19 protein-coding genes are annotated in these 21,985 nt (G+C 56.6%); 8 read left to right on the top strand and 11 right to left on the bottom strand.

Annotated elements, in window-relative coordinates:
* Positions 1 to 52: 52 nt before the first annotated feature.
* From GOW93_RS01955 to GOW93_RS01940, 4 genes are all read right to left on the bottom strand, one after another.
* Positions 53 to 1,360 (bottom strand): HlyC/CorC family transporter, encoded by a 1,308-nt coding sequence (locus tag GOW93_RS01955; protein ID WP_170381382.1) that lies wholly within the window; start codon positions 1,358 to 1,360, stop codon positions 53 to 55.
* Between the two features lie 63 nt (positions 1,361 to 1,423).
* Positions 1,424 to 2,377, bottom strand: coding sequence for a tyrosine recombinase (locus GOW93_RS01950; RefSeq protein WP_170381381.1), 954 nt, complete (start codon positions 2,375 to 2,377; stop codon positions 1,424 to 1,426).
* A 2-nt stretch (positions 2,378 to 2,379) separates the two neighbouring features.
* Positions 2,380 to 3,903 carry a hypothetical protein gene (locus tag GOW93_RS01945; protein WP_170381380.1) on the bottom strand — a complete coding sequence of 508 codons (1,524 nt, stop codon included), beginning with the start codon at positions 3,901 to 3,903 and terminating at the stop codon, positions 2,380 to 2,382.
* Positions 3,893 to 4,042 (bottom strand): hypothetical protein, encoded by a 150-nt coding sequence (locus tag GOW93_RS01940; protein ID WP_170381379.1) that lies wholly within the window; start codon positions 4,040 to 4,042, stop codon positions 3,893 to 3,895. Before GOW93_RS01940 ends, GOW93_RS01945 begins: the two co-directional genes overlap by 11 nt.
* 79 nt (positions 4,043 to 4,121) lie before the next feature.
* On the opposite strand from GOW93_RS01940, the gene GOW93_RS01935 reads away from it, so the two are divergent.
* Positions 4,122 to 4,709, top strand: coding sequence for a shikimate kinase (locus GOW93_RS01935; protein ID WP_170381378.1), 588 nt, complete (start codon positions 4,122 to 4,124; stop codon positions 4,707 to 4,709).
* Positions 4,709 to 5,821: a 3-dehydroquinate synthase gene (aroB, locus tag GOW93_RS01930; protein ID WP_170381377.1), complete on the top strand. Its 1,113-nt coding sequence runs from the start codon at positions 4,709 to 4,711 to the stop codon at positions 5,819 to 5,821. Before GOW93_RS01935 ends, aroB begins: the two co-directional genes overlap by 1 nt.
* Here the strand turns inward: aroB and GOW93_RS01925 are convergent, their stop codons facing one another.
* Both GOW93_RS01925 and ssb read right to left on the bottom strand, forming a co-directional pair.
* Positions 5,822 to 6,892, bottom strand: coding sequence for a site-2 protease family protein (locus tag GOW93_RS01925; RefSeq protein ID WP_170381376.1), 1,071 nt, complete (start codon positions 6,890 to 6,892; stop codon positions 5,822 to 5,824).
* An 18-nt stretch (positions 6,893 to 6,910) separates the two neighbouring features.
* Entirely contained in the window at positions 6,911 to 7,414 is a 504-nt protein-coding gene (gene ssb / locus GOW93_RS01920) for a single-stranded DNA-binding protein (protein WP_170381375.1), read from the bottom strand.
* A gap of 206 nt (positions 7,415 to 7,620) precedes the next feature.
* Here ssb and GOW93_RS01915 point away from each other — a divergent pair, with 206 nt between their 5' ends.
* The 3 genes from GOW93_RS01915 to GOW93_RS01905 all read left to right on the top strand — a co-directional run bounded on the left by GOW93_RS01915 (position 7,621) and on the right by GOW93_RS01905 (position 10,375).
* Positions 7,621 to 8,199, top strand: a complete 579-nt coding sequence (locus GOW93_RS01915) for a lytic transglycosylase domain-containing protein (protein ID WP_170381374.1) — start codon at positions 7,621 to 7,623, stop codon at positions 8,197 to 8,199.
* A 97-nt stretch (positions 8,200 to 8,296) separates the two neighbouring features.
* Entirely contained in the window at positions 8,297 to 9,259 is a 963-nt protein-coding gene (locus GOW93_RS01910; protein ID WP_170381373.1) for a LuxR C-terminal-related transcriptional regulator, read from the top strand.
* A 129-nt stretch (positions 9,260 to 9,388) separates the two neighbouring features.
* Complete coding sequence (locus GOW93_RS01905; RefSeq protein ID WP_170381372.1) at positions 9,389 to 10,375, top strand: MBL fold metallo-hydrolase; 987 nt, start codon at positions 9,389 to 9,391, stop codon at positions 10,373 to 10,375.
* Between the two features lie 71 nt (positions 10,376 to 10,446).
* Here GOW93_RS01905 and GOW93_RS01900 read toward each other — a convergent pair whose 3' ends face one another.
* The 5 genes from GOW93_RS01900 to miaA all read right to left on the bottom strand — a co-directional run bounded on the left by GOW93_RS01900 (position 10,447) and on the right by miaA (position 18,158).
* On the bottom strand, positions 10,447 to 12,534 hold the full coding sequence (locus GOW93_RS01900; protein ID WP_170381371.1) for a dipeptide ABC transporter ATP-binding protein: 2,088 nt from the start codon (positions 12,532 to 12,534) through the stop codon (positions 10,447 to 10,449).
* 90 nt (positions 12,535 to 12,624) lie between these two features.
* Positions 12,625 to 14,088: an ABC transporter permease gene (locus GOW93_RS01895; protein WP_170381370.1), complete on the bottom strand. Its 1,464-nt coding sequence runs from the start codon at positions 14,086 to 14,088 to the stop codon at positions 12,625 to 12,627.
* Between the two features lie 13 nt (positions 14,089 to 14,101).
* On the bottom strand, positions 14,102 to 15,148 hold the full coding sequence (locus GOW93_RS01890) for an ABC transporter permease (protein ID WP_170381369.1): 1,047 nt from the start codon (positions 15,146 to 15,148) through the stop codon (positions 14,102 to 14,104).
* Between the two features lie 122 nt (positions 15,149 to 15,270).
* A complete protein-coding gene (locus GOW93_RS01885; protein ID WP_170381368.1) occupies positions 15,271 to 16,941 on the bottom strand; it encodes an ABC transporter substrate-binding protein in 1,671 nt (556 codons plus the stop codon).
* A 323-nt stretch (positions 16,942 to 17,264) separates the two neighbouring features.
* Complete coding sequence (gene miaA / locus GOW93_RS01880; RefSeq protein ID WP_170381367.1) at positions 17,265 to 18,158, bottom strand: tRNA (adenosine(37)-N6)-dimethylallyltransferase MiaA; 894 nt, start codon at positions 18,156 to 18,158, stop codon at positions 17,265 to 17,267.
* 96 nt (positions 18,159 to 18,254) lie between these two features.
* Here miaA and pyrH point away from each other — a divergent pair, with 96 nt between their 5' ends.
* The 3 genes from pyrH to GOW93_RS01865 all read left to right on the top strand — a co-directional run bounded on the left by pyrH (position 18,255) and on the right by GOW93_RS01865 (position 21,945).
* A complete protein-coding gene (pyrH, locus tag GOW93_RS01875; RefSeq protein WP_170381366.1) occupies positions 18,255 to 19,007 on the top strand; it encodes a UMP kinase in 753 nt (250 codons plus the stop codon).
* Positions 19,008 to 19,248: 241 nt separating this feature from the next.
* A complete protein-coding gene (locus GOW93_RS01870; RefSeq protein ID WP_170381365.1) occupies positions 19,249 to 20,475 on the top strand; it encodes an aminotransferase class V-fold PLP-dependent enzyme in 1,227 nt (408 codons plus the stop codon).
* Positions 20,476 to 20,523: 48 nt separating this feature from the next.
* Positions 20,524 to 21,945: a cryptochrome/photolyase family protein gene (locus GOW93_RS01865; RefSeq protein ID WP_170381364.1), complete on the top strand. Its 1,422-nt coding sequence runs from the start codon at positions 20,524 to 20,526 to the stop codon at positions 21,943 to 21,945.
* The last annotated feature ends 40 nt before the right edge of the window (positions 21,946 to 21,985 follow it).

Genomic DNA, 21,985 nt, shown 5'->3' with positions numbered 1-21,985 from the left:
GCAAGCGAAGGAAGGGGTTTACTGTTCCGTTAGCGACAATTCGTGTCGCTGGTTACAACGGTCGAATCTTCAGCTCGGTCACGCGGTTGCCTTCGCGGGCGGTGACCTCGAACCGGAACCCGTGGAATGAGAAGACCTGACCTGTTGTCGGGATCATCTGTGCTTCGTGAATGACCAACCCGGCGATCGTGTTCGCTTCTTCATCCGGCAGCGACCAATCCATTGCGCGGTTGGCGTCACGGATCGTCATTGCACCTTCGACAAGAAATTGCCCATCCTCGGTGCGGGTCACGGGTACGTCTTCCTCGATATCAAACTCGTCGGCGATCTCGCCTACGATTTCTTCGAGAATATCCTCAAGCGTGATCAGGCCGCGCAACGAGCCGTATTCATCAACTACCAGCGCAAAGTGGCTGTGCATTCGCAGGAACTCGCGCATCTGGTCGTCCAGCGTTGTGGTTTCCGGTACGAAATAAGGATCGTTCGCCACTTTCGAGATGTCGAATTCCTTCAGACGATTGGAATCGTTTTCGGTGCCACCAGCGTGGGCATACATGGCGCGGAACAGGTCCTTGGCGTGGACGACGCCCACGATATTCTCTGGCTCATTGCGGAATACAGGCAAGCGCGTGTGCGGGCTTTCCAGACATTGCTGCAGAATGGCCTCGGGCGCGTCGTCAGCATCAATCATCTCGATATTTGAGCGGTGCAGCATGATCTCTTCCACCGCGCGCTCGCCCAGATCCAGCGCACCAAGGATGCGGTCCCGGTCTTCCTTTTCGACCACGCCTTCTGAATGGCCCAGCTGCAGGGCACCTGCGATTTCCTCTCGCACGGCAAGGATATTACTGTCCGGGTCGATTTGAACCCCAAACAAGCGCAGAACGCCGCGCACCAGAAGGCGCACCGCTGCGACGATGGGCGAGAAGACTGTAACAACGATACTGATGATCGGAGCAACAGCCGCAGCCGCTTTTTCCGAGTTGGTGATGGCGTAGGTTTTGGGTAGAACCTCGGCAAAGATCAGAACCAGCAAGGTCATTACCAGTGTCGCCAGCGCCACGCCGCTTTCTCCGAACAGTCGGGTAAATAGCGCCGTCGCCAGCGAGGCCGCGAGGATGTTCACCAAGTTGTTGCCCAGCAGGACTGAGCCGATCAGCCGTTCATTGTCATCGGTAATATCCAGCGCCTTTTGCGCCCCGCGCGAGCCCTTGTCGGCCTGCGCCCGCAGTTTGCCGCGCGAAGATGCGGTCAAAGCAGTTTCAGAACCCGAGAAGAAGCCCGACAGAACAAGCAAAAGCAAAATGGCGCCTGTGGTAAACCAGAATGCGCCGTCGATCAGAGAAGGTGAGGGTTCCATCGGTCCTAAATTGTTGGTGTTGTTGCATCCGTTATGGGGGCGCGCCCCCTGCGGATCAAGGGGTTAGCCTTTGTCTTTGGTGTCTTTCGCCAGCGGGTGGTGCTCTAACACCAGTTCGGCCAGACGCTCATCCAAGACATGCGTATAGATTTCTGTGGTTGCGACATCCGCGTGCCCCAACAGTGTTTGGATCGACCGCAGATCAGCTCCGTTCGCCAATAGATGAGTAGCAAAGGCATGTCGCAACGTGTGTGGAGTGACTTTTTCCGGGGAAACGCCACCCTGAACCGCGAGTTCCTTGACCAACTGAAAGAACATATGCCGTGTCAGGTGACCTGATTTTCCGCGCGATGGGAAAAGGAACTTCGATCGCTGACCGCCATTTGCGACCAATTGCTCTTCGGCGTCATCCCGAACCGCAAGCCATGCGGCAAGTGCTTCGCGGGCAGGTGGGGACAGCGGAACCATCCGTTCCTTGCCACCTTTGCCCAACACCAACAGCATCCGCGGGTCGCCCCGTGCGGATGAAACCGGCAACGAGACCAGCTCGGTCACGCGCATACCGGTCGCGTACAGCACCTCCATCAGGCAGGTGTTGCGTACCCGGTCCGCCTTGGTGCGCCCGGTCTGACGGGCGGCCTGCAGCAGTCGGTCAACCTCGGGTACGTCCAGTGTTTTTGGCAGGCGTTTCTGGCGCCCCGGTCCTTTGATCTGGATGGCGGGGTTGGTTTCGCGCCAGCCTTCCTCGAATGCGAAACGATAGATTTGCTTTATGGCAGAAAGGCGACGTGCTCGGGTGGATTGTGCCAGCCCTTGCGCATCACAGTCGATCAGATAGCGTTCAATCCGATCTCGGTCAGCGTCGTCAAATCCGACTTTGCGACGCTCAAGCCAGTCGGCAAAGTCTTTCAGGTCACGCCCATAGGCCAATAGGGTGTTGTTGGCGGCCCCAAGCTCGGCAGCTTGCGCTTGCAGGAAAGTGGAAATCCACAGGTCTGATGTAGCCGGGGACGCCATGATCAGCTGTCCTGCAGGATCAAAAGGTTCAGCGCCGCACGGCGTGCAGTGTCCTCAAGACCCACCCGGCGCAGCGTTGCAATTGCAGCAGTCAGATCGACAAGATTGCCGCGCGCACCATGTGCGAACAACTCCATTGTCTCAAGAATTGCCTCGCCCAATTGGTCGTTTTCCAGCATTGACTCGATGTCCGAGGGGATTGGTGCAGCCCAGGCAAAACCCTGAGCTACCGCATCGGCTTGTGGGGACGGGGTGCGCGCGCGCCCTGGATCACCCTGCGCCAATGCGGCTAGAAACATCGCTTCGATGGACTGGTCTGGTGGCGACAGGGCAGCTTTTTCATAGAGTTCGGACAGCAGCAGGACGCGCCATCGCAGGCTTTCACTCTCAGCGTCAGGCAGAGAGAACTGCGATAGTCGACCTGCGAACAACTCGGCAAATGGAACCTCAAGACCAACGCTGCGCATTTGGTACCAGACAGAGGGCAGAGTGTTCGAGATGGCTTGTGGCTTGCCGGATTCCAAAGCACTTTCGAACTTCTGAATGGCGGACACCCGATCCCACACTGCACCCGAGGCCGCTGGGTTACGCTCGGTATACAGGCCCAACAATTGGTTGGGGGTCAGTGCACCGATACGTGTCAGACGCTCGGCAGCTTCAATTTGGGCTTTCCAACCGGCTACATCGCGCAGATCGGCATTTGCAAAGGCTCGCGGCAGCGGGGCAGATGGCAGGCGCTCACCGATCGCTTCGAACAGACGAAATGTAAGTGGATCGGGATTGTCCGGTTGCGGCAGATATTCTGCATCTTCGAACAGTTCGGGGCTAAGGAACCGATCCAGCACATCCAGATCTTCGGGCGGCAGGACTTGCAGCGCATGGGCGGCCTCAAGCGTCAGCGCGGCCGAGCCCCAGTCGCCTCGGCGCGCCTTGCAGAAAATCTGCGCCGCGTAGTCCTGCGACAGATGTGGCTGAGCAATCAGCGCGGTGCAGCTGCGGTCTTCGTCCCCGGTTAACAGTGTCGCGTCGAACCAGCGCTGGAACCGTTCGCGGCTGTCGGTGGGGCCAGCCAGTTGCACCAATGATTGCATGGGATCAGCTGCGCCAAGCTGCATCAGGCGATCCAGCCGCGCTAACAGAAGTGTTTCCTGCGCATTCGGCCCAGCCGGTGCGCGCGCTTCGGACAGCAGCAGAGTGAACAGTAGCCGCTGCATGGCTGGGTTATACTTGACGGGCACCCGGGCGATCAGCTGCGCCAGCCGGTCGGGGTCGCTGTTCTGCCAAAGGCCAACGGGCAGGCCGGTCACGGATGAAGAAACCAGCCCAAGTGGCGGCGACAGGGCCTCAAGCGGGGTGACTTCGACGTCCGGTTGCACACCGGTTTGTGTTACTGGCGGCTCCAACAGAACTGTTCCCGGCAGGTTTTCTGGCGGGTTGCTCAGCCAATCAATGACGGAAAGAGGTTCCTGCTGTGCCTGCGCCGATCCGGCCAGGAACAGCGCGACCACTGCGGCCTTATTCGACATTCAGGATTACCGGTTCTCGAATCTCTTCCTGAGGCGCTGAGAAATCTACACCGAAGAACGGCCCCAGATAGGCGTATGCCACCAGCCCGATGAAACTCAGGCAAATCAGGTATAATAAGAACTTGATCACACGGCCCATTGTTCAACACTGCCTCAATTTTCTGTTTTGCCATAGTTATAGCTAGCATTTTTCCTAAGATCACGTCATTCACGGTGAAATGAGCGAAATTAAGCATAACACCCTCAGCTCGGACACGGATGCAGGCTTTGCACTGCACAAAACAGTCGTTCTTGTAGGCATGATGGGCGCAGGAAAGACTGCTGTGGGCCGTGCATTGGCCGCGCGGTTGGGGGTTCCTTTCCTCGACAGCGATGCCGAGATCGAATCGGCGGCCAACATGACCATACCCGAGATATTCGAACGTGACGGAGAGCCGTTTTTCCGCGCCAAGGAATCTCAGGTTATCGGGCGTCTGTTGGATGAGGAAAAAGGCATTCTGTCGACGGGTGGCGGTGCCTTTCTGGCTGAACGGAACCGAACGATGATTACAGAGCGCGGTGTCTCGGTCTGGCTGAGGGCAGATTTGGACGTTCTGTGGAATCGCGTCAAACACAAGGACACGCGCCCGTTGCTGCGCACGGCAGACCCGTATGCGACGTTGCGTGGCTTGTACGAACAACGCGTGCCGGTTTATGTGCAGGCCGACCTGATCGCGGAGTCGGACGGCGAAACCTCGATCGAGAATATGGTGAACCGGGTGCTGAAAGCGCTAGCGACACGCCCCGATGTTTTGGAACGGAAGTAATGCACCAAACTGTACATGTAGAGCTGGGCGAACGCTCGTATGACGTGGAAATCGGCCCGGACCTGCTGGCGCAGGCTGGCATCCGGATCGCGCCCTTGCTGCGGCGACCCAAAGTGGCAGTGGTGACCGACGAAAACGTGGGTGCCTTGCATCTGGATGCGCTACGTGACGGTTTGGCCTCGGCCGGGATCGAGATGACGTCACTGACATTGCCAGCGGGTGAGAGCACCAAAAGCTGGCCGCATTTCGAACGCACGGTCGAATGGCTGTTGGCGGAAAAGGTCGAGCGCCGCGATGTGGTCATCGCCTTTGGTGGCGGTGTCATCGGCGATCTGGTCGGCTTTGCCGCTGCGGTTCTGCGTCGTGGGGTGCGCTTTGTGCAAATCCCGACCTCTCTGCTGGCGCAAGTCGATAGCTCTGTTGGTGGCAAGACCGGGATCAATGCACCGCAGGGCAAGAACCTGATCGGTGCGTTTCACCAACCATCGCTTGTGCTGGCCGATACTTCGGTTCTGGGCACCATGACACAGCGCGATTTCCTTTCAGGCTATGGCGAAGTGGTTAAATACGGCCTGCTGGGCGACTCCGATTTCTTTGATTGGTTGGAAACCAATGGAACCGATGTGTCGGGTGGAGATATGGCCGCGCGCGTACGTGCCGTAACACGTTCTGTGCAGATGAAAGCCGACATCGTGGCACGGGACGAGACCGAGCAGGGCGACCGCGCGCTGCTGAACCTTGGCCATACGTTCTGTCACGCGCTTGAGGCCGCGACCGGGTACTCGGATCGTCTGTTGCATGGCGAAGGTGTGGCTATTGGTTGTGCGCTGGCGTTTGAATTGTCCTCGCGTCTGGGCTTGTGTTCGCAGGAAGACCCTAGCCGCGTGCGGGCGCATTTGCGCGCGATGGGTATGAAAACTGATCTGGCTGATATCCCGGGCGACTTGCCAAGTGCCGAGGCTTTGGTCGATCTGATGGCGCAGGACAAAAAGGTCATCGACGGCCAATTGCGGTTCATCCTGGCACGGGGGATTGGCCAGGCATTTGTGACGTCGGACGTCCCGCGCGACGCGGTGATTTCTGTGTTGGAAGATGCCTTGGCAACCGTCTGATTAACGACTGCGGATCACCATCAGCTCACCGATGTTTTCGCGGGTGATGTAGCCAACCATGTTGCCAGCCTGAGTGCAGACCGCGATGGCAGGGGCACCTTTGTGCAGCGTGTCCAGAACCATTTCGAGCCCGCTGGTCAGTTGCACCTGTGGTATATCCGTCACCATGATGGACGTGGCCGGGTCCGAGCGCGGATTTTCCCCGGCCAGCGCTGTGAACAGGCGGTCTCGGGTCACGAACCCCAGTAGAGCGCCAGCTGAGTCAAGTACCGGAAACTCGTGCTGTGTGGTGTGAATGACTGCTTGCGCTGCGGTCGCCAGCGTATCTGACGGGGACAGGGCGTGAAATTCTGTGATCATGGCATCACGAGCCAGCACCCGCCGCGCCACCGAGCGCATAGCAACATCCTGGCTTTCCGAGCTGGCCGCGACGAATACAAAGACCGCGATCAGAACCAATATGGGATTGCCAGTGCTCAAGCCCCAGAACCCAAATGCCAAGGCAACGAATTGACCGCCCATCGCGGCCACTTTTGTGGCCTTCACCCGGTCCATCTTCAGGCATAATAAGGCTCTGAACACTCGGCCTCCATCCATCGGAAAGGCCGGGATCATATTGAAAACAGCCAGAAGCAGGTTCACATACGCCAACCGGTTCAACAGACTTGGCCCAGGCGAGTCGATCTGAGCCAAGGTCTCCAACGGCATTCCGGCCCCAAACGCGACCAGTACGATCCAGATGACTATGTTTACGGCAGGTCCGGCAAGGGCGACCCAGACCTCTTGCATTGGTTGTTCCGGCATCTGTTCCAGCCGCGCCAACCCACCGATCGGTAGAAGAGTGATGTCGGGGGTTTTGATCCCATAGCGCCGCGCCATTAATGCGTGCCCGAATTCATGCGCGACGACGCAGGCAAACAGTGCCAGAACGAAGATCAGGTTTTCGATGGCTGCGGGCAGGCCACCGCTGGAATAGGCGGCGAAAGCGACCCATGCCAAAAGTAGGAAGAAGGTGACATGGACCCTCAGTTCCGACCCAAGTAACCGGCCGAGTGAGAAGGACCATGTCATGATACGTCTCCGCTTTGCTTAGAACGGAATCTCGTCGTCGTCGATTCCGCCAGATGCCGGGGCAGGGGTACTGGATTGGCCGCCATATGGGTCGCCATAACCGCCACCGGCCTGACCTCCGCCATAACCACCGGACTGGCCGCCACCGTAGCCACCACCGCCGCCTTCACCGCGAGCATCCAGCATCACAAGGGTAGAGCCAAAGCCCTGCAGGACCACCTCGGTCGAGTAACGGTCTTGCCCGGATTGATCCTGCCATTTGCGGGTCTGCAGTTGGCCCTCGAGGTAAACTTTGGATCCTTTCCGCAAGTATTGCTCTGCGACGCGAACAAGCCCTTCGTTGAAAATAGCGACCGAGTGCCATTCTGTGCGCTCGCGGCGCTCACCGGTGTTGCGGTCTTTCCATGTCTCGGATGTGGCAATGCGCAGGTTGCAAACCTTGCCGCCGTTCTGGAATGTCCGAACCTCGGGATCGCGGCCAAGATTTCCGACCAGAATGACTTTGTTGACTGAACCCGCCATGTATTTCCCCGTTCTGAATTGACGTATGCGCGCCCGAATCTGGCGCTGTGTTTCCAAGCGACCCTATACCTCCTGCGGCTAGGTTGAAACACAGTTGATGGCTGCAACACAGAGCAAGAATTTACTAAGCTTCTCCTTACCAAGCTTTCATTTTTTACTGAGATATCTATACTCGATAAGGTCCTGAACGAGCGAGATCGGCATTAATGCGTTTTCTGGTTGGTGGTTTTGTTGGTATTTGCATTGCTCTGGGCTCGGTTCCGGTAGCGGCGCAAACGTTGTCGACGAAAAGCCGGAAGGACATTTTTCTTAAACAGTCCAAGGTTTTGGATTCACGCGCAGCAACACAGTACCGGGATTCTGAACGGCTCAAGCCCAAACCTGCTCAGCCCACGTTCAACAAGCGATATACAGGGAAGTATCGCGGTGAGTTCATAACACTGGCTCGTCAGGCGGCGCGTAAACATAAGGTGCCAGAAGACCTGTTCCTGCGTTTGGTGCAGCAGGAAAGCGGTTGGAACCCACATGCGAAATCTCACAAGGGTGCATTGGGTCTGGCACAGTTGATGCCCGGCACAGCGCAGCTTTTGGGTGTGAACCCGCATGACCCCAAACAAAACCTGGAAGGCGGCGCGCGGTATCTTTCGTGGCAATATCGAAAGTTTAAATCCTGGCGCCTGGCACTGGCGGCCTATAATGCGGGGCCAGAGGCCGTTGAGAAACACGGCGGTGTTCCGCCGTACAAGGAAACCCAGAACTACGTAAAAGTGATCTGGGGCGGCTAAATTGGCCACGCTGCGATGCAGAGTGCCCGATTCTTGATTACAAGCAGTTCGTCACCTTAACCTGTTCGGGTAACGCTCAGGATAGGGAACCTTGTCGATGGCAGTTGATCGCCCGCAGATACCCAAGGAAACCTTGGCCAATTGGCAGCGACTGGTAGATCTAGTCGCCCAGCTTGCCGATGTTCCTGCCAGCCTGATCATGAAAACCGACGCCCCTGATCACTCAGTGCTCATTACTTCGGATCATCCTGATAACCCATATCCAGTGGGGATGAATTTTCGCCTGAATCCGAAACTCTATTGTCAGGGCGTGTTGCAACGCGACGAAGAGCTTGTGGTAGAAGACGCTGCATGCGAACCAGCGTGGTATGATAATGAAGATTTAGAGCATGGCATGTCGTTCTACATAGGCTTGCCACTCAAATGGCCAGATGGCTCTGTCTTTGGGACAATTTGCGTCCTGGACCGAAAACGCAATCGCCGAGCGCTGATCTTTCGCGAAGGACTGGCACAGTTTGCCCGCATGGTCGAGTCGGATCTGGCTTTATTACAAGAGGTTTACCTGCGCCGAGCGCTTGAGGAAAAATTGAACATTACGCTAGCGCAACTGGAAACCCGCGTGCAGGAACGGACATGCGAACTACAGGAAACCAACACCGCGCTGCGTGTATTGTTATCCAGCTTGGACGAGGATCGGAAAAACCGGGACCAGCAGATTGTAGAACGAGTTCGTAGCATGGTGATACCCTATCTTGACAAGCTACGGGACCAAATTGGACCGGATAAGGCTCAGCACGTTTACCTCGATCTGGCCGAACAGAACCTGACAGAGATCACGTCATTGATGTCGGACAGGCTATCAGACGCTTTCGCAGTGATGACTCCGACCGAGATCGAAATTGCGCAATTGGTTATGTCCGGTAAGACAACAAAAGATATTGCCCGAGCATTGTCACGTGAGACGTCGACGATAGATTTCCACCGCAATAATATAAGGCGCAAGCTTGGCCTGGAGGGGCGGGGCCAAAACCTGCGGAGCCATCTCCTCACGATTTCGTGATGGCCAACTATGGGGATTTCCCCCATATTTTCCCCGGAAATTTCCGATCTGAACCAATCTGACCGACCTCGGTATCCTGTCGAAGATAGCGCGGAGATCACCGCGACTGTCCAACAGAGAGGAAAAAACATGGATCGCAATGATCTTAAACCGACATTCCTGAAGGGTGAAAGAGATGACTTGGCACCGGGACTTTCGCGCCGGTCACTATTCATGGCGGCAGGCGCTGCTGGAGTTTGCGCCGGGGCTTCGCTGATAGGCGCTAAACCGGTTCAGGCGCAGTCGCAGGCGTGGCTTCAACCTGGCAACAACAACCACGTAATCGACCTGCAGGGTACCACCGGCCAGTCCAGCACTGGAACGGTTAGTATCGATTACTATGGCCATTGTGCAATCAAGATCACCTCGCCAAGCGGGGCGACGGTTCTATTCGACCCGTGGCGCGATGATCCATCGGGGGCGTGGGGGCTATGGTTCCGAAATGAGTTCCCGCAAATCCCGGTTGACATAACCATGTCCACGCACGCCCATTTCGATCACGATGCGATCGAACGGCCCAGCTCGACCATGGTACTGGATCGGATGGTCGGAAACTTTGAATTCGCCGATCTCAAGATTACAGGCTTTGCCGATAAACATGCCTGTGTCGCTCCGGGCTGGTACGATTGGACGAACGCTCTGGCCGAATTCGGCGCTGAAGCCTGCCCTCCGAACAATGTCGGGCATATGGATATGGTCGTCTATCTTGTAGAGACCGGAGGGATCCGCACGCTCATCTGGGGAGACAACCGCCACAACCCCCCTCAGGAGTTCTGGGATGCGATCGGGCAGGTGGATGTTCTGACACTGCCGGTTGATGGATCAGAACATATCCTTAGCTATGATCAGGGAAATGACATTGTTGCCAAGCTTAAGCCCAAGATTGTTATTCCGACGCACTACCTGAACGAAGTGACGTCCTATACCCTCACGACGCTGCAATCAGCGGATGAGTGGGTGAAGGCACAGCCAAGTCACAAGATGCTAGAAAACGGTAGTCTACAGCTTGAAGCAGGAGAGATTGCAGGCATGAAACAGGAGTTCATGCATTTTGGGAATAATGTTCTTACGGGTTAAGTTTTGTCACCCCGAAACCTCAAGGCGCAACAAAGGCCGGTCAAAAACCGGCCTTTTTCGAGTTCGTTTCTCTATTCCGCAGCGATTTTGATCACGGGCTCCATGCGGGCCAGAATGTCTTCGGCAAGGTGGCATTTCACCTGATGCCCATCGGCCAGAGTTTTTACTGGCGGCACGTCGCGTTCACATAATCCGCCCGGAACTTCGGACTTCCAACGGCACCGGGTCTGGAATGGGCAGCCCGGAGGTGGACTCATCGCTGACGGGATGTCTCCCTCAAGGACGATATGCTGCTTTTCGATAGACGTGTCCGCAATCGGCACAGCGCTCAGCAGAGCTTCGGTATAGGGATGATATGGCGGGGCAAAGACCTGATCGGTTGTGCCCAGTTCGACCACATGGCCCAGATACATCACCATCACCCGATCACTCAGATAGCGCACGATGGACAGGTCATGGCTGATGAACAACAGCGTCGTTTTGTGTTCGCGCTGAATTTCCATCAGCAGGTCGGTTACTGCCGCCTGCACCGATACATCCAGCGCCGAGACCGGTTCGTCCGCGACCACGATCCGCGCATCACCGGCAAAGGCCCGCGCTATACCAACACGCTGTTTCTGGCCGCCGGACAGTTGCCTTGGCATGCGGTCGGCAAAGGCCCGGGGCAGTTTTACCAAGTCCAGCAGTTCCAGCATGCGTTTCTTGCGCTCAGCCTCGGATTTGCCGACGCCAAATATCTCTAGCGCGCGGATGATCTGACGGCCCACCGTCATCGAGGGGTTCAGCGTGTCGAACGGGTTCTGGAAAACCATCTGAACTTCACCCACGGTCTTGGCATCGCGTTCTTCGATGGGCACGGCCTCGATATTGCGGTTGTCCAGCAGAATCTGACCATCGGTCGCTGTTTCCAACCCCATCAGCACCTTGGCAAAGGTGGATTTGCCACAACCGGATTCACCTACAATGGCGAGTGTTTCGGATTCGTGCGCTTCGAAACTCAGCGTTTCGTTGGCCTTCACCACCTTCGTGTCACCTCCGCCGAACAACGCGTTTGCGGCTACCTCATAGTATTTCTTGAGGTTGTCCATTTTCAGAACGGTGCGGCCAATCTCGGCCTTTTCCTTCTGTTCGCCCACTGTGATCGGCGCATTCCAGTCGATCTCTTGGAACTTCAGACAGCGCGTGTGATGGCGATCATTGCCCGGCACTGGCTCCATCAGAATGTTCTGCGCGTCGCAGCGACCTTCTTCGAAATAGTCGCAACGTGGACCAAAGTTACATCCCGGCGGGCGTTCGTGCGGCAAGGGAAAGTTCCCCGGAATGGCCACCAAAGGCCGCGCGTTCTTGTCTGCGCCGGGTAGGGGGATCGAACGGAACAGAGCCTGCGTATAGGGATGCTGCATCTCGTCGAACACATCGTGGATCGAGCCACGTTCAACGGCTTCACCAGAATACATCACGCACAGCCGGTCGCAGGTCTCAAGAACCAGACCCAGGTTATGCGAAATGAACAGCATCGAAGTGCCGTATTTCTTACCCAAATCCTTAACCAGTTCGACCACGGCGGCCTCAACTGTCACGTCCAGAGCGGTCGTTGGCTCATCGAGAATTAGCAGCGATGGTTTTGACATCAGCGCCATTGCGATCACAATCCGCTGCTGCTGACCGCCCGACAACTGATGCGGGAAGGAGTTCAGCATCCGCTCGGGGTCGGGCAGGCGCACATCTGTCACCACCTCCAACGCGCGGGCATATGCTTCTTCGGCACCGACGCCCTCGTGGATCATCGGCACTTCCATCAATTGCTTTCCGATCTTCATCGCCGGGTTCAATGAGGCCATCGGCTCCTGATAAATCATCGCGATCTCGTTGCCGCGAATGTCGCGCAATTCGTCCGAAGTCATCTCGGACAAATCGCGCCCTTTGAACTTGATTGTGCCGCCGACAATTCGACCATTCTTGCCAAGATCCTGCATGACCCCAAGTGCCACGGTGGATTTGCCACAGCCGGATTCTCCCACTAGCCCAACCGCTTCACCGGGCTGCACGCTGACTGAAAAATCCATCACTGCAGGGATTTCCCGCAAGCGGGTGAAGAATGAAATCGACAGCTTGTCGATCTCCAGGATCGGGCCGTCATAATCCGCCATTTTGCTCATCTTGCTTACTCCTCGCCAAATGGGGGATCCCCTTCATCTGGCTAAAAATATCTCGGGGGTCCGGGGGCAGAGCCCCCGGCCTCGATCACATCAATCCTTCAGACTTTCTTCACGCAGACCGTCAGCCAGCAGGTTCAAACCAAGAACAAGTGACAACAGCGCCAGCGCAGGTGGCAGGGCCGGGTGCAGATAGATCGACAGCAGCTTGCGCCCCTCGTTGATCGTCGAACCCCAGTCCGGGCTTTCCGGCGGCAGTCCAAGGCCAAAGAAGCCCAAGGTTCCCAAAAGGATGGTGGTGTAGCCAATCCGCAGACAGAAATCGACGATCAGCGGCCCACGGGCGTTGGGCAGGATCTCCCACAGCATGATGTACCATGGGCCCTCGCCACGGGTCTGCGCTGCAGCCACGTAGTCACGTGTCTTGATGTCCAGTGCCAGCCCCCGCACGATGCGGAACACTGTGGGTGAATTCACGAAAACCACCGAGACGAACACCACGAGAATACCACCTGGAATGTTGAACAGGTCCAGATAGGTCGGCAGACCCCAGATGCGGTAGCTATTGGTATTGATGATATAGCCGCCAGTCGAGATCAGCGACAGGTACAGCCAGATCGCAACACCCAGAACCCCGATCAACAGCGGTGTGCGAAATGTCGGTCGCGTGTAATAGCGCGAATTCAACAAAACGCCGATGAACAGGATCGGAAAGACAAACAGCACCGCCGCCATATAGTTCGGCACGCCAGTCGCCACGATTTCCGGTGTGACCAGCAGATAGAACAGCAGGATCACCGGGAAGGCGAGGATCAGGTTGGCAAGGAAGGACAGGAACGTATCCAGACGACCGCCATAGTAACCGGCGGGCAGGCCCAGAGTGATCCCGACCATAAAGGCGAACAACGTGGCAAGTGGCGCAATCTGCACCACGATCCATGCGCCTTTGACCATACGGCTGAACACGTCGCGCGCAAGGTTATCACCCCCCAGCAGATACCAAGTGTACTCCCCTTCTTCCGGGCTGGGCAGCGGTGTCCCTGGAAGCTTGTTTTTCATCCCCGACACCTGCGACAGCGGGTCATGGGTGATGATCAGGTCCAGCGCACCAAAGACGCCTGTGAAAACCCAGAACATGACAAGACCAAAGCCGATCATGCCTATGGGGCTGTCGAATAGTTTGCCATACAAACCCAGACGCCGCTTGAAGGCGATGGACATAGCATACAGGATGATCATTGAGAGCCAGACAGGCAGAAACTGCCGCGAAATCGCACCGATGATCCCTGCGCCAGTCCCCAATAAGATACCAAGCACGATATAGGCCAACGCGAGGGCGACAGTTGCGGTAAAGCTATAGCGAAGCGCCTTTTGCGTCAGTCCACGCAGGCCTGAGCCTGAACTGAGGGTTCCATCCAGATTGACGCTCATCGGTGCCTCTGGCAGCACGATGCTTCCGACAATCCAGATCACGATGGACACCAGAAGGGCGGCGATTGCGACCATCAACAGCGGGTTCAGGAAGGCGATAGAGCCGGTCCAGGTAAGTGGTTCCATAATCTATCCCTCCTTAAGAAATGCGGATGCGCGGGTTGAGGTAGACATAGCCAATATCCGAGATCAGCTGCGTCACCAGCACCACAAAGACCGACACGACCGAAATCGCCAGCAACAGCTGTATGTCGTTGTTGCCCGCCGCCTGAACCAGTGCCCAGCCAAAGCCTTTGTAGTTGAACAGGGTCTCGACGATCACCACGCCGTTCAGCAGCCATGGGAACTGCAGCATGATGACGGTAAAGGGCGCGATCAGTGCATTTCGCAGCGCGTGTTTCATGACGATGTTCGGGAATGAAACACCCTTCAGGCGGGCAGTGCGGATATACTGTGCCGTCATCACCTCGGTCATTGAGGCGCGGGTCATCCGGGCGATATAGCCCATGCCATAAAGCGCGATGGTAAGCACCGGCAGGAAGAAGTTCTCGAAGGTCGGGTTATCCATAGCCTGCGTCGCCGTGCCCTTGAACCACTTTAGTCCAACAGCAGAAGAAGTGAATATTGCGATGAAGATAACGCCGGACACATATTCGGGTGTCGCCGTCGTTGTGATGGCAAAAGTCGACAGTGTTCGGTCGGTGGCAGAGCCTTCTTTCATCCCCGCAAGAATGCCCAGTATCAGGGCTGAAGGGACCATCAGCAACATAACCCAGAACATGAGCCTGCCGGTCAGGGCTAAGCGATTGCCCACAACCTTCGATACTTCCTCTTTGAAAACAGTAGAGTAGCCCCAATAACCTTGTAGAATACCACAGAAATTGGGGGCCTCTTCTGCCGATTGACCAGGCAAAATGCATCTGCCCTGAACAGTGCCATCTTCGTTCTCATATCGGAAGGAAGGCAGAATCCCCAGCCATTCACCGTATTTGATCGGCATTGGCTGTAAGTATCCGTTCTTTTCCAGAAAACTCTCGACCTGCTCATCCGACATCCGAAAGTTGCCCTGCGTTTTCGCGAGCTTTTCGAGGTTTGGATAAAGGTTGGTGAGGAAAAAGACTAAAAATGTAAGGCACAATGCTGTCATAAGCATGATGCCCACGCGTCTTAGGATAAATAGTCCCATGTTAGCCCCTGTTGGTAGGCTGGCGTGAATTTTGTTTGGCTTCACGCATAGCTGTTTTATGGTCGCCGCAGTCCGGACGAAAAGGCCGCGCCAATGCGGCGCGGCCTTGTGTTATAGTTGGCTCAGGACAAAATGCCGAACTTGTAAAGCTGCGGCAGGTCCGCGATGTGCTTTTCGACACCCACCATATTTTCGCGGTGATGACGCATCGCTGTCCGCCAGTAGGGCTGAATTGTAACGCCTTCTTCGATCATAATCGCTTGCAGTTTAGCCATCACCTCGCGGCGTTTGTCGACATCGGCGATCGAGTTTGCTTCGGCCAGCAGGGCGTCGAACTCTTCATTGGCAAAGCCTGATTCATTCCATGCGACACCTGACTTATAGGCCAGCGCCAGAACCTGTGTGCCCAATGGGCGGTGGTTCCAGTTGGTCGACGAGAACGCATATTTGGTCCAGTCATTCCAGAATGTCGATCCTGGCAGTACGGTATGCTTGGCCTTGATGCCAGCGTCGTTCAACTGAGCAACCACAGCCGCCGTTGTGTTCCGACGCCAGTCGTCATCGATCGACTGAACTTCGTGCTCAAAGTCACCCATGCCCGCTTCGTCCATCAGTGCTTTGGCGCCTGCAGGATCGTACGGGATGCGTGTCACGGCCGAGTCATGCTCGGGGTGCATCGGGCCAACATGGCAGTTGTCCGCAGGAATGCCGTAGCCCGACATACCCAGCTCCAGACAAACTTCGTTGTCAACGGCCATAGCCAAGGCCTGACGGACCCGCTTGTCGCCATAGATCTTGTTGCCGTTGCCGTCTTCGGCCAGTTGGTTGGGACGGATGACGATGGTAAAGCCCGACGGGATTTCCGAACGGACAAGGCCGATGCCATCAAAGATATCGACGAATTCGCCAACCGATTCCCAGTTCATGTCGATTTCTTCGGCCTCATACGCAGCCAGGAAGGCGGCTGGATCTGTGCCGTAGTCAATGAACTCGATCCGGTCGATGTAGCCTCCTTTGCCGGCCTCGTAACCCCACCAATCGAAGCCTTCATTGCGGACCAGTACGCCTTTCACTCCAACTTCGTGGCTTTCTGGTATCATGAAACCGGTGCCGATCGGGTTGCCCAGCATGTCATTGGCATCAAAGCTGCTGTGTACAATGGCTGCCGGGTAATCGGCCATACCAGGGATTATCGTGATGTCCGGGGCGTTACACTTTAGCTTCACGGTGTGACTGTCGACTACTGTGATCGCGCCATCGGCTGCCTTTTGCGTTGTCGCATCCGCCAACGAGGCCATACGCGCAGCCATCGAATTGCCTTCGACCGTTGCATCACACCAAGCGGTGATGTTGCGCGCAACGTCTTCGGCGGTGAAATCATCGCCGTTGTTCCACTTTACGCCCTTGCGAACGTTAAGTGTGTACTCGGTTGCGTTATCGTTGGCTTCCCAGCTTTCCAGCAGCATGGGCTTGAAGGAACCGTCATTGTTGTATTCGACCAGATATTCCAGCCAGCCCGCCGTGAATGTGGCAATCTGGGTCCAGTCATAGGTACGCGGATCCTTGAGGGCGCGAACCTCCATCTGATAGCGGATTGTGCCGCCGCGAGGCGGTTCCTGTGCTGCTGCCGGTGATTGCAGGCCGATCATGCTGTAGGCAGTCGGAACAGCAACACCCAACGCGGTTGCGCGAGCGATGAACTCGCGTCGGCTGAGCTTGCCGTCGCGACATTCCTGAGCGTGCATTTCTGCCGCCCAATGAACCGGTGCTCCGGTGAGTGTTTGATGTTTCATGAATGTCTCTCCCTGTGACACATTTTTTATGAAGAGTGGTAGAACCGCTCAGACCGTCTGACACCGGTCGGCAAGTTCGTGAAAGTCGAGCTGAATGCTAATCATCCCCATATAGCTATTCGGCCCCAGAAACTGGGTTAGGTCAATGCGTGAAATCGACATTCATGGCACAAAAGCGACATGCTTGGGGTGTGCTTAAAGCTTCAATTGGGTGTGTTGGGCTGATTTCGCCATTGTATACTGTCGTAAACAGGCCAAAAGGGTGTGATTGGGAATCGTCAGATGGTTTGCCAGTTTGGCAGAGACTCAAAGTGGCGTACGTATCACGCTGAGAAATCAATGCGATTCCATTTTTGCATTCGTGCGCGAAACCATGTTCGTTGCCGTTTGGCGAATTGCCGGGTGGCAATTGTCGCGCGCTCCTTGGCAGCATCAAGAGACAGGCGGCCGTCTAAATAGGCCATCAACTCGGGTACGCCGATGGCTTTGAATGCTGGTAGAGACGGGTCATAGAGGTCCCGCATTGCCTCAACCTCGTCCAACGCGCCGGTGTCCAACATCTGATCGAGCCGGCGTGTGATGCGATCCAGAAGCCATTGTTTTTCCGTGTCAAAAACGATTGGAACCGCGTCCGCAATATCCAAAATAGGAGGAGGCGTCTCGGCCTGCCAATCGCGTAAGCTGCGCCCGGTGGCCTTCTGCACCTCCCATGCGCGCTGAACGCGGGCGCGGTTCTGAATGTCAATCCGGCTGAGTGTTTCCGCGTCAACGCCTTCGATAAGAGTAGACAATTCCAATTGATCCGCTTTGGCCCGGATTGCAGGCGGTGTGGCGGGGATGTCGGCCATTCCTTCGGTCAGGGCCGAGAAATACAGGCCGGTGCCGCCAACGATGATGGGGCGCTTGTCACCTGACAACAGGGGGGTCACTTCGCGCAGCCAGTGTCCGGTGGAATAGTTCTGATCATAGGCGATATGGCCATAAAGAAGATGCGACGCACGGGCCTCTTCTTCGATTGATGGTCGGGCAGAGATCACCCGCCAGCAATCATAGACCTGACTGGCATCGGCGTTGACGATCACGCCGCCGAAAGTCTCGGCGATTTGCAAGGCAAGCGCGGATTTGCCCGAGGCCGTCGGACCAGCAATCAAAACTGGTTTGTCATCGGGGATGGGTGGCAGGCGGTCCCAAATCTGCGAACTGTCGTTATTAGCCATCCAGGGTGCCTCAATTCTCACCATCCGCATTGAACCCGCGGAGTTTTTGCTTCATTTTGCGCCGGAAAATAAACCCGTGCCAGCCCGGAGCGCAACATGAGCCTTTCCCCGACAGTCGAAACGATCGAAGCCCCCAAGACAAAGTACAGCCGAGTGATGCTGAAGATCTCGGGTGAGGCGTTGATGGGGGATCAGGGGTTTGGCCTGCATCCACCCACGGTTCAGCGCATTGCGCAAGAGGTCAAATCGGTGCACGATCTGGGCGTCGAGATCTGCATGGTCATTGGTGGTGGCAACATCTTCCGTGGTCTTAGTGGCTCGGCTCAGGGGATGGAACGGACGACCGCTGACTATATGGGTATGCTGGCCACGGTGATGAACGCGCTGGGGATGCAATCAGCTCTGGAAGAAGTCGGGGTGTTTACCCGTGTCATCTCGGCCATTCGTATGGATGAGGTGTGCGAGCCGTATATCCGCCGTCGTGCCGTCCGACACCTTGAAAAGAAACGGGTTTGCATTTTTGCCGCCGGAACAGGAAACCCTTATTTTACGACCGACACCGCCGCGACCCTGCGTGCCAACGAAATGGCGTGTGAGGCAATCTTTATGGGCAAGAACGGCGTGGATGGCGTCTATGACAAAGACCCAAAAGAGCACGCGGACGCGGTGCGTTATGACACGGTTACATATGATGACGTGCTGGCCAAGCGGCTGCGCGTTATGGATGCCTCGGCCATTGCGCTGGCACGCGACAACAACCTGCCACTAATCGTCTTCGGGCTGGACGAACCCGGCGGTTTCCGCGGCATTCTGGCGGGCGAGGGGACCTATACCAAGGTTCAGGGCTAAGCCGACGTCCACGAGTTTTCAACGCCGGGCTATCGAGCCCGGCTTTTTTTATGTCAGGAACGGTTGTGTTCTTGACGAAACGAAGGGCTCTGGGCAATTTAGCGCCGTTCCTGCGCGACGCGGGGCTGCGGACACCCATAGGTGTCGGCTGGGCTGGAAGACCTGCCATGATTTCTGAGGGTTCCGAAATCATGCTCGGGCACCTCTTGGATTTACGAGCATGATCAAGGAGGCACGTGCCATGAGCACCCTGGATATCAATTTTGTTCGGTCGCAGTTCCCGGCCTTTTCCGAACCCAGTCTGCAAGGGCAGGCGTTTTTTGAGAACGCTGGTGGGTCTTATACCTGTCAGCCGGTGATAGACCGTCTGTCGCGCTATTACACCCAACGCAAAGTACAGCCCTATGCCCCCTACGATGCCAGCCGCCTGGCGGGCGAAGAGATGGACGAGGCCCGCGCCCGAATGGCCGCGATTCTAGGCGTTGATACCGATGAGCTGAGCTTTGGGCCATCGACCACGCAGAACACCTATGTTCTGGCGCAGGCGTTCCGGCAGTGGATGCAGCCGGGTGAGGCGATCATCGTTACCAATCAGGATCACGAAGCCAACTCCGGCCCATGGCGGCGACTGGCTGAGGACGGCATCGAAATCCGTGAGTGGCAGATCGACCCGGAAACCGGATCATTGAATCCGGCGGATCTTGAGAACCTGCTGGACGAGAAGGTCCGCCTGGTCTGTTTTCCTCATTGCTCGAACGTGATCGGAGAGATCAATCCCGTCACCGAAATCACTGCCATTGCCCATGCGGCTGGGGCGTTTGTTTGCGTCGACGGTGTTTCATACGCGCCGCATGGCTTTCCGAATGTTGGTGATCTGGGACCTGATATCTATTTGTTTTCAGCCTACAAAACCTACGGCCCCCATCAGGGCTGCATGGTGATCCGTCGGGCCTTGGGAGAGCTGCTGCCGAACCAGGGTCATTTTTTTAATGGTGACGATCTGTATAGACGCTTCACTCCTGCCGGACCGGATCACGCTCAGGTCGCGGCCTGCGCTGGAATGGCGGATTACGTCGATATGCTGTCGGATCACCATAACGGCCCCCAAGGCGACCCGACTGCGCGCGGTGCATTTGTGCATGAGCTGATGCGTGTGCGAGAGATTGCTCTGTTGCAACCTGTGCTGGATGCAGTCAAAGACCGCAACGCAGTCCGTCTGATTGGCACGTCGGATGCTGCGCGGCGCGCGCCGACCGTGGCTCTCGCCTTGAACCGGAGCACCGCTGCGGTAGCTGCCGATCTTGTCGAACACGGGATTATGGCTGAAGGCGGAGATTTTTACGCCGTGCGCCCGTTGCAGGCGATGGGAGTTGATCTGAAACAGGGCGTTCTTCGGGTCAGCTTTACGCACTATACCTCTCAGCAGGAAATTGATCAGTTATTGAACGCACTTGACGCCGTTTTGTGATCCGGTTTCCGTCCGGCGTCGTAATGTGACTAAAACAGCCGGGCGGACATGGAAAGCAAGCAATCTCCGATCATTCTCTGGTTCCGTCGGGACTTGCGCCTGTCGGACCATCCAGCGTTGAGCGCAGCGGCCCGAACTGGCCGCCCCATCCTGCCGGTCTTCATCTTAGACGACCTAACTCTTACCCTGGGAGCAGCGCCGAAATGGCGTCTGGGGCTGGGCCTTGAGGTCTTTGCGAAATCGCTAGAGCGGAATGGCAACCGCTTGATCCTACGGCGCGGCGAGGCTCTGGACGTACTTCAGGAGTTGATCGCTGAGACCGGTGCAACCGCCGTATATTGGTCACGCGCGTATGATCCTGACGCCTTAGCGCGTGACACTCGCATTAAATCTGCTTTGCAAGATCAGGGGGTTGAGGCCAGATCCTTTGCGGGTCACCTGCTGTTCGAGCCATGGACCGTCGCCACTAAGGCGGGCCATCCTTTCCGGGTTTTTACTCCGATGTGGCGGGCGGTGCAGGGGCGTGAAGTTCCCGCGCCCGAACCAGTGCCGCCATTTAAGGCACCGTCAAAATGGCCATCTTCAGAATATTTAAAGACGTGGAACCTGGGTGCGGCAATGAACCGGGGCGCGGCGGTTGTCACGCCGTTTGTGCGACCAGGAGAGAATGCCGCCTTCGAGGCTCTGCATCGGTTTCTGGACCGGATTCAAGACTATTCGGGCAATCGGGATCGTCTGGATTTGGACAGCACTTCGGGCCTGTCAGAGTACCTTTCGATAGGCGAATTAGGTCCACGCTGTATCTGGCACGCGGTCCAGCGGGCGGCGATGAATGGCGTGCGGGGGACAGATGCATTCTTGCGCCAAATGGTCTGGCGCGAGTTTGCCTATCACTTGATGTATCACAGCCCGCAACTGTTGCATGGAAATTGGAAGCCGGAATGGGATGCGTTCCCATGGCAAACTGATGTTAGGCAGCCCGAGGTGATCGCCTGGCGTCAGGCCCGCACAGGAATACCCGCGGTCGATGCCGGATTGCGCGAAATGTACGTAACGGGGCGGATGCACAATCGCGCCCGCATGATCGTAGCGAGCTATTTGACCAAACATTTGATGACGCACTGGAAAATCGGAATGGACTGGTTTTCTGAGTGCCTGATTGACTGGGACCCGGCTGCAAATGCGATGGGTTGGCAGTGGGTGGCAGGTTCCGGTCCTGACGCCTCACCGTTCTTTCGCATATTCAATCCTGACACGCAGCGAGAGAAATTCGATCCAGATGCAATCTACGTAAAGCGATGGATCGCCGAAGGGCAGGCCGACCCGCCTGCAACAGCACTGGCCTATTTCCAGGCTATACCACGTTCGTGGGCGCTTGACCCCAAAGCGGGGTACCCCAATCCGGTGGTCGAATTGGCCACAGGTCGCGCGCGGGCGTTGGCGGCTTATGAAGGTCGAAAAACCGGGTAAGGAACTGAAAACTTGCCAGAAACACAAACTCGGCCTAGCT

The organism is Ruegeria atlantica, from assembly GCF_013032455.1.
GTDB classification, from domain to species: domain Bacteria; phylum Pseudomonadota; class Alphaproteobacteria; order Rhodobacterales; family Rhodobacteraceae; genus Ruegeria; species Ruegeria atlantica_B.
This window is presented reverse-complemented; position numbering and strand designations above follow the sequence as displayed.

Bases quoted from the DNA above. Each gene is read 5' to 3' on its own strand.
- GOW93_RS01955 (WP_170381382.1), bottom strand. From the start codon at position 1,360: ATGGAACCCTCACCTTCTCTGATCGACGGCGCATTCTGGTTTACCACA.
- GOW93_RS01950 (WP_170381381.1), bottom strand. From the start codon at position 2,377: ATGGCGTCCCCGGCTACATCAGACCTGTGGATTTCCACTTTCCTGCAA.
- GOW93_RS01945 (WP_170381380.1), bottom strand. From the start codon at position 3,903: ATGTCGAATAAGGCCGCAGTGGTCGCGCTGTTCCTGGCCGGATCGGCG.
- GOW93_RS01940 (WP_170381379.1), bottom strand. From the start codon at position 4,042: ATGGGCCGTGTGATCAAGTTCTTATTATACCTGATTTGCCTGAGTTTC.
- GOW93_RS01935 (WP_170381378.1), top strand. From the start codon at position 4,122: ATGAGCGAAATTAAGCATAACACCCTCAGCTCGGACACGGATGCAGGC.
- aroB (WP_170381377.1), top strand. From the start codon at position 4,709: ATGCACCAAACTGTACATGTAGAGCTGGGCGAACGCTCGTATGACGTG.
- GOW93_RS01925 (WP_170381376.1), bottom strand. From the start codon at position 6,892: ATGACATGGTCCTTCTCACTCGGCCGGTTACTTGGGTCGGAACTGAGG.
- ssb (WP_170381375.1), bottom strand. From the start codon at position 7,414: ATGGCGGGTTCAGTCAACAAAGTCATTCTGGTCGGAAATCTTGGCCGC.
- GOW93_RS01915 (WP_170381374.1), top strand. From the start codon at position 7,621: ATGCGTTTTCTGGTTGGTGGTTTTGTTGGTATTTGCATTGCTCTGGGC.
- GOW93_RS01910 (WP_170381373.1), top strand. From the start codon at position 8,297: ATGGCAGTTGATCGCCCGCAGATACCCAAGGAAACCTTGGCCAATTGG.
- GOW93_RS01905 (WP_170381372.1), top strand. From the start codon at position 9,389: ATGGATCGCAATGATCTTAAACCGACATTCCTGAAGGGTGAAAGAGAT.
- GOW93_RS01900 (WP_170381371.1), bottom strand. From the start codon at position 12,534: ATGAGCAAAATGGCGGATTATGACGGCCCGATCCTGGAGATCGACAAG.
- GOW93_RS01895 (WP_170381370.1), bottom strand. From the start codon at position 14,088: ATGGAACCACTTACCTGGACCGGCTCTATCGCCTTCCTGAACCCGCTG.
- GOW93_RS01890 (WP_170381369.1), bottom strand. From the start codon at position 15,148: ATGGGACTATTTATCCTAAGACGCGTGGGCATCATGCTTATGACAGCA.
- GOW93_RS01885 (WP_170381368.1), bottom strand. From the start codon at position 16,941: ATGAAACATCAAACACTCACCGGAGCACCGGTTCATTGGGCGGCAGAA.
- miaA (WP_170381367.1), bottom strand. From the start codon at position 18,158: ATGGCTAATAACGACAGTTCGCAGATTTGGGACCGCCTGCCACCCATC.
- pyrH (WP_170381366.1), top strand. From the start codon at position 18,255: ATGAGCCTTTCCCCGACAGTCGAAACGATCGAAGCCCCCAAGACAAAG.
- GOW93_RS01870 (WP_170381365.1), top strand. From the start codon at position 19,249: ATGAGCACCCTGGATATCAATTTTGTTCGGTCGCAGTTCCCGGCCTTT.
- GOW93_RS01865 (WP_170381364.1), top strand. From the start codon at position 20,524: ATGGAAAGCAAGCAATCTCCGATCATTCTCTGGTTCCGTCGGGACTTG.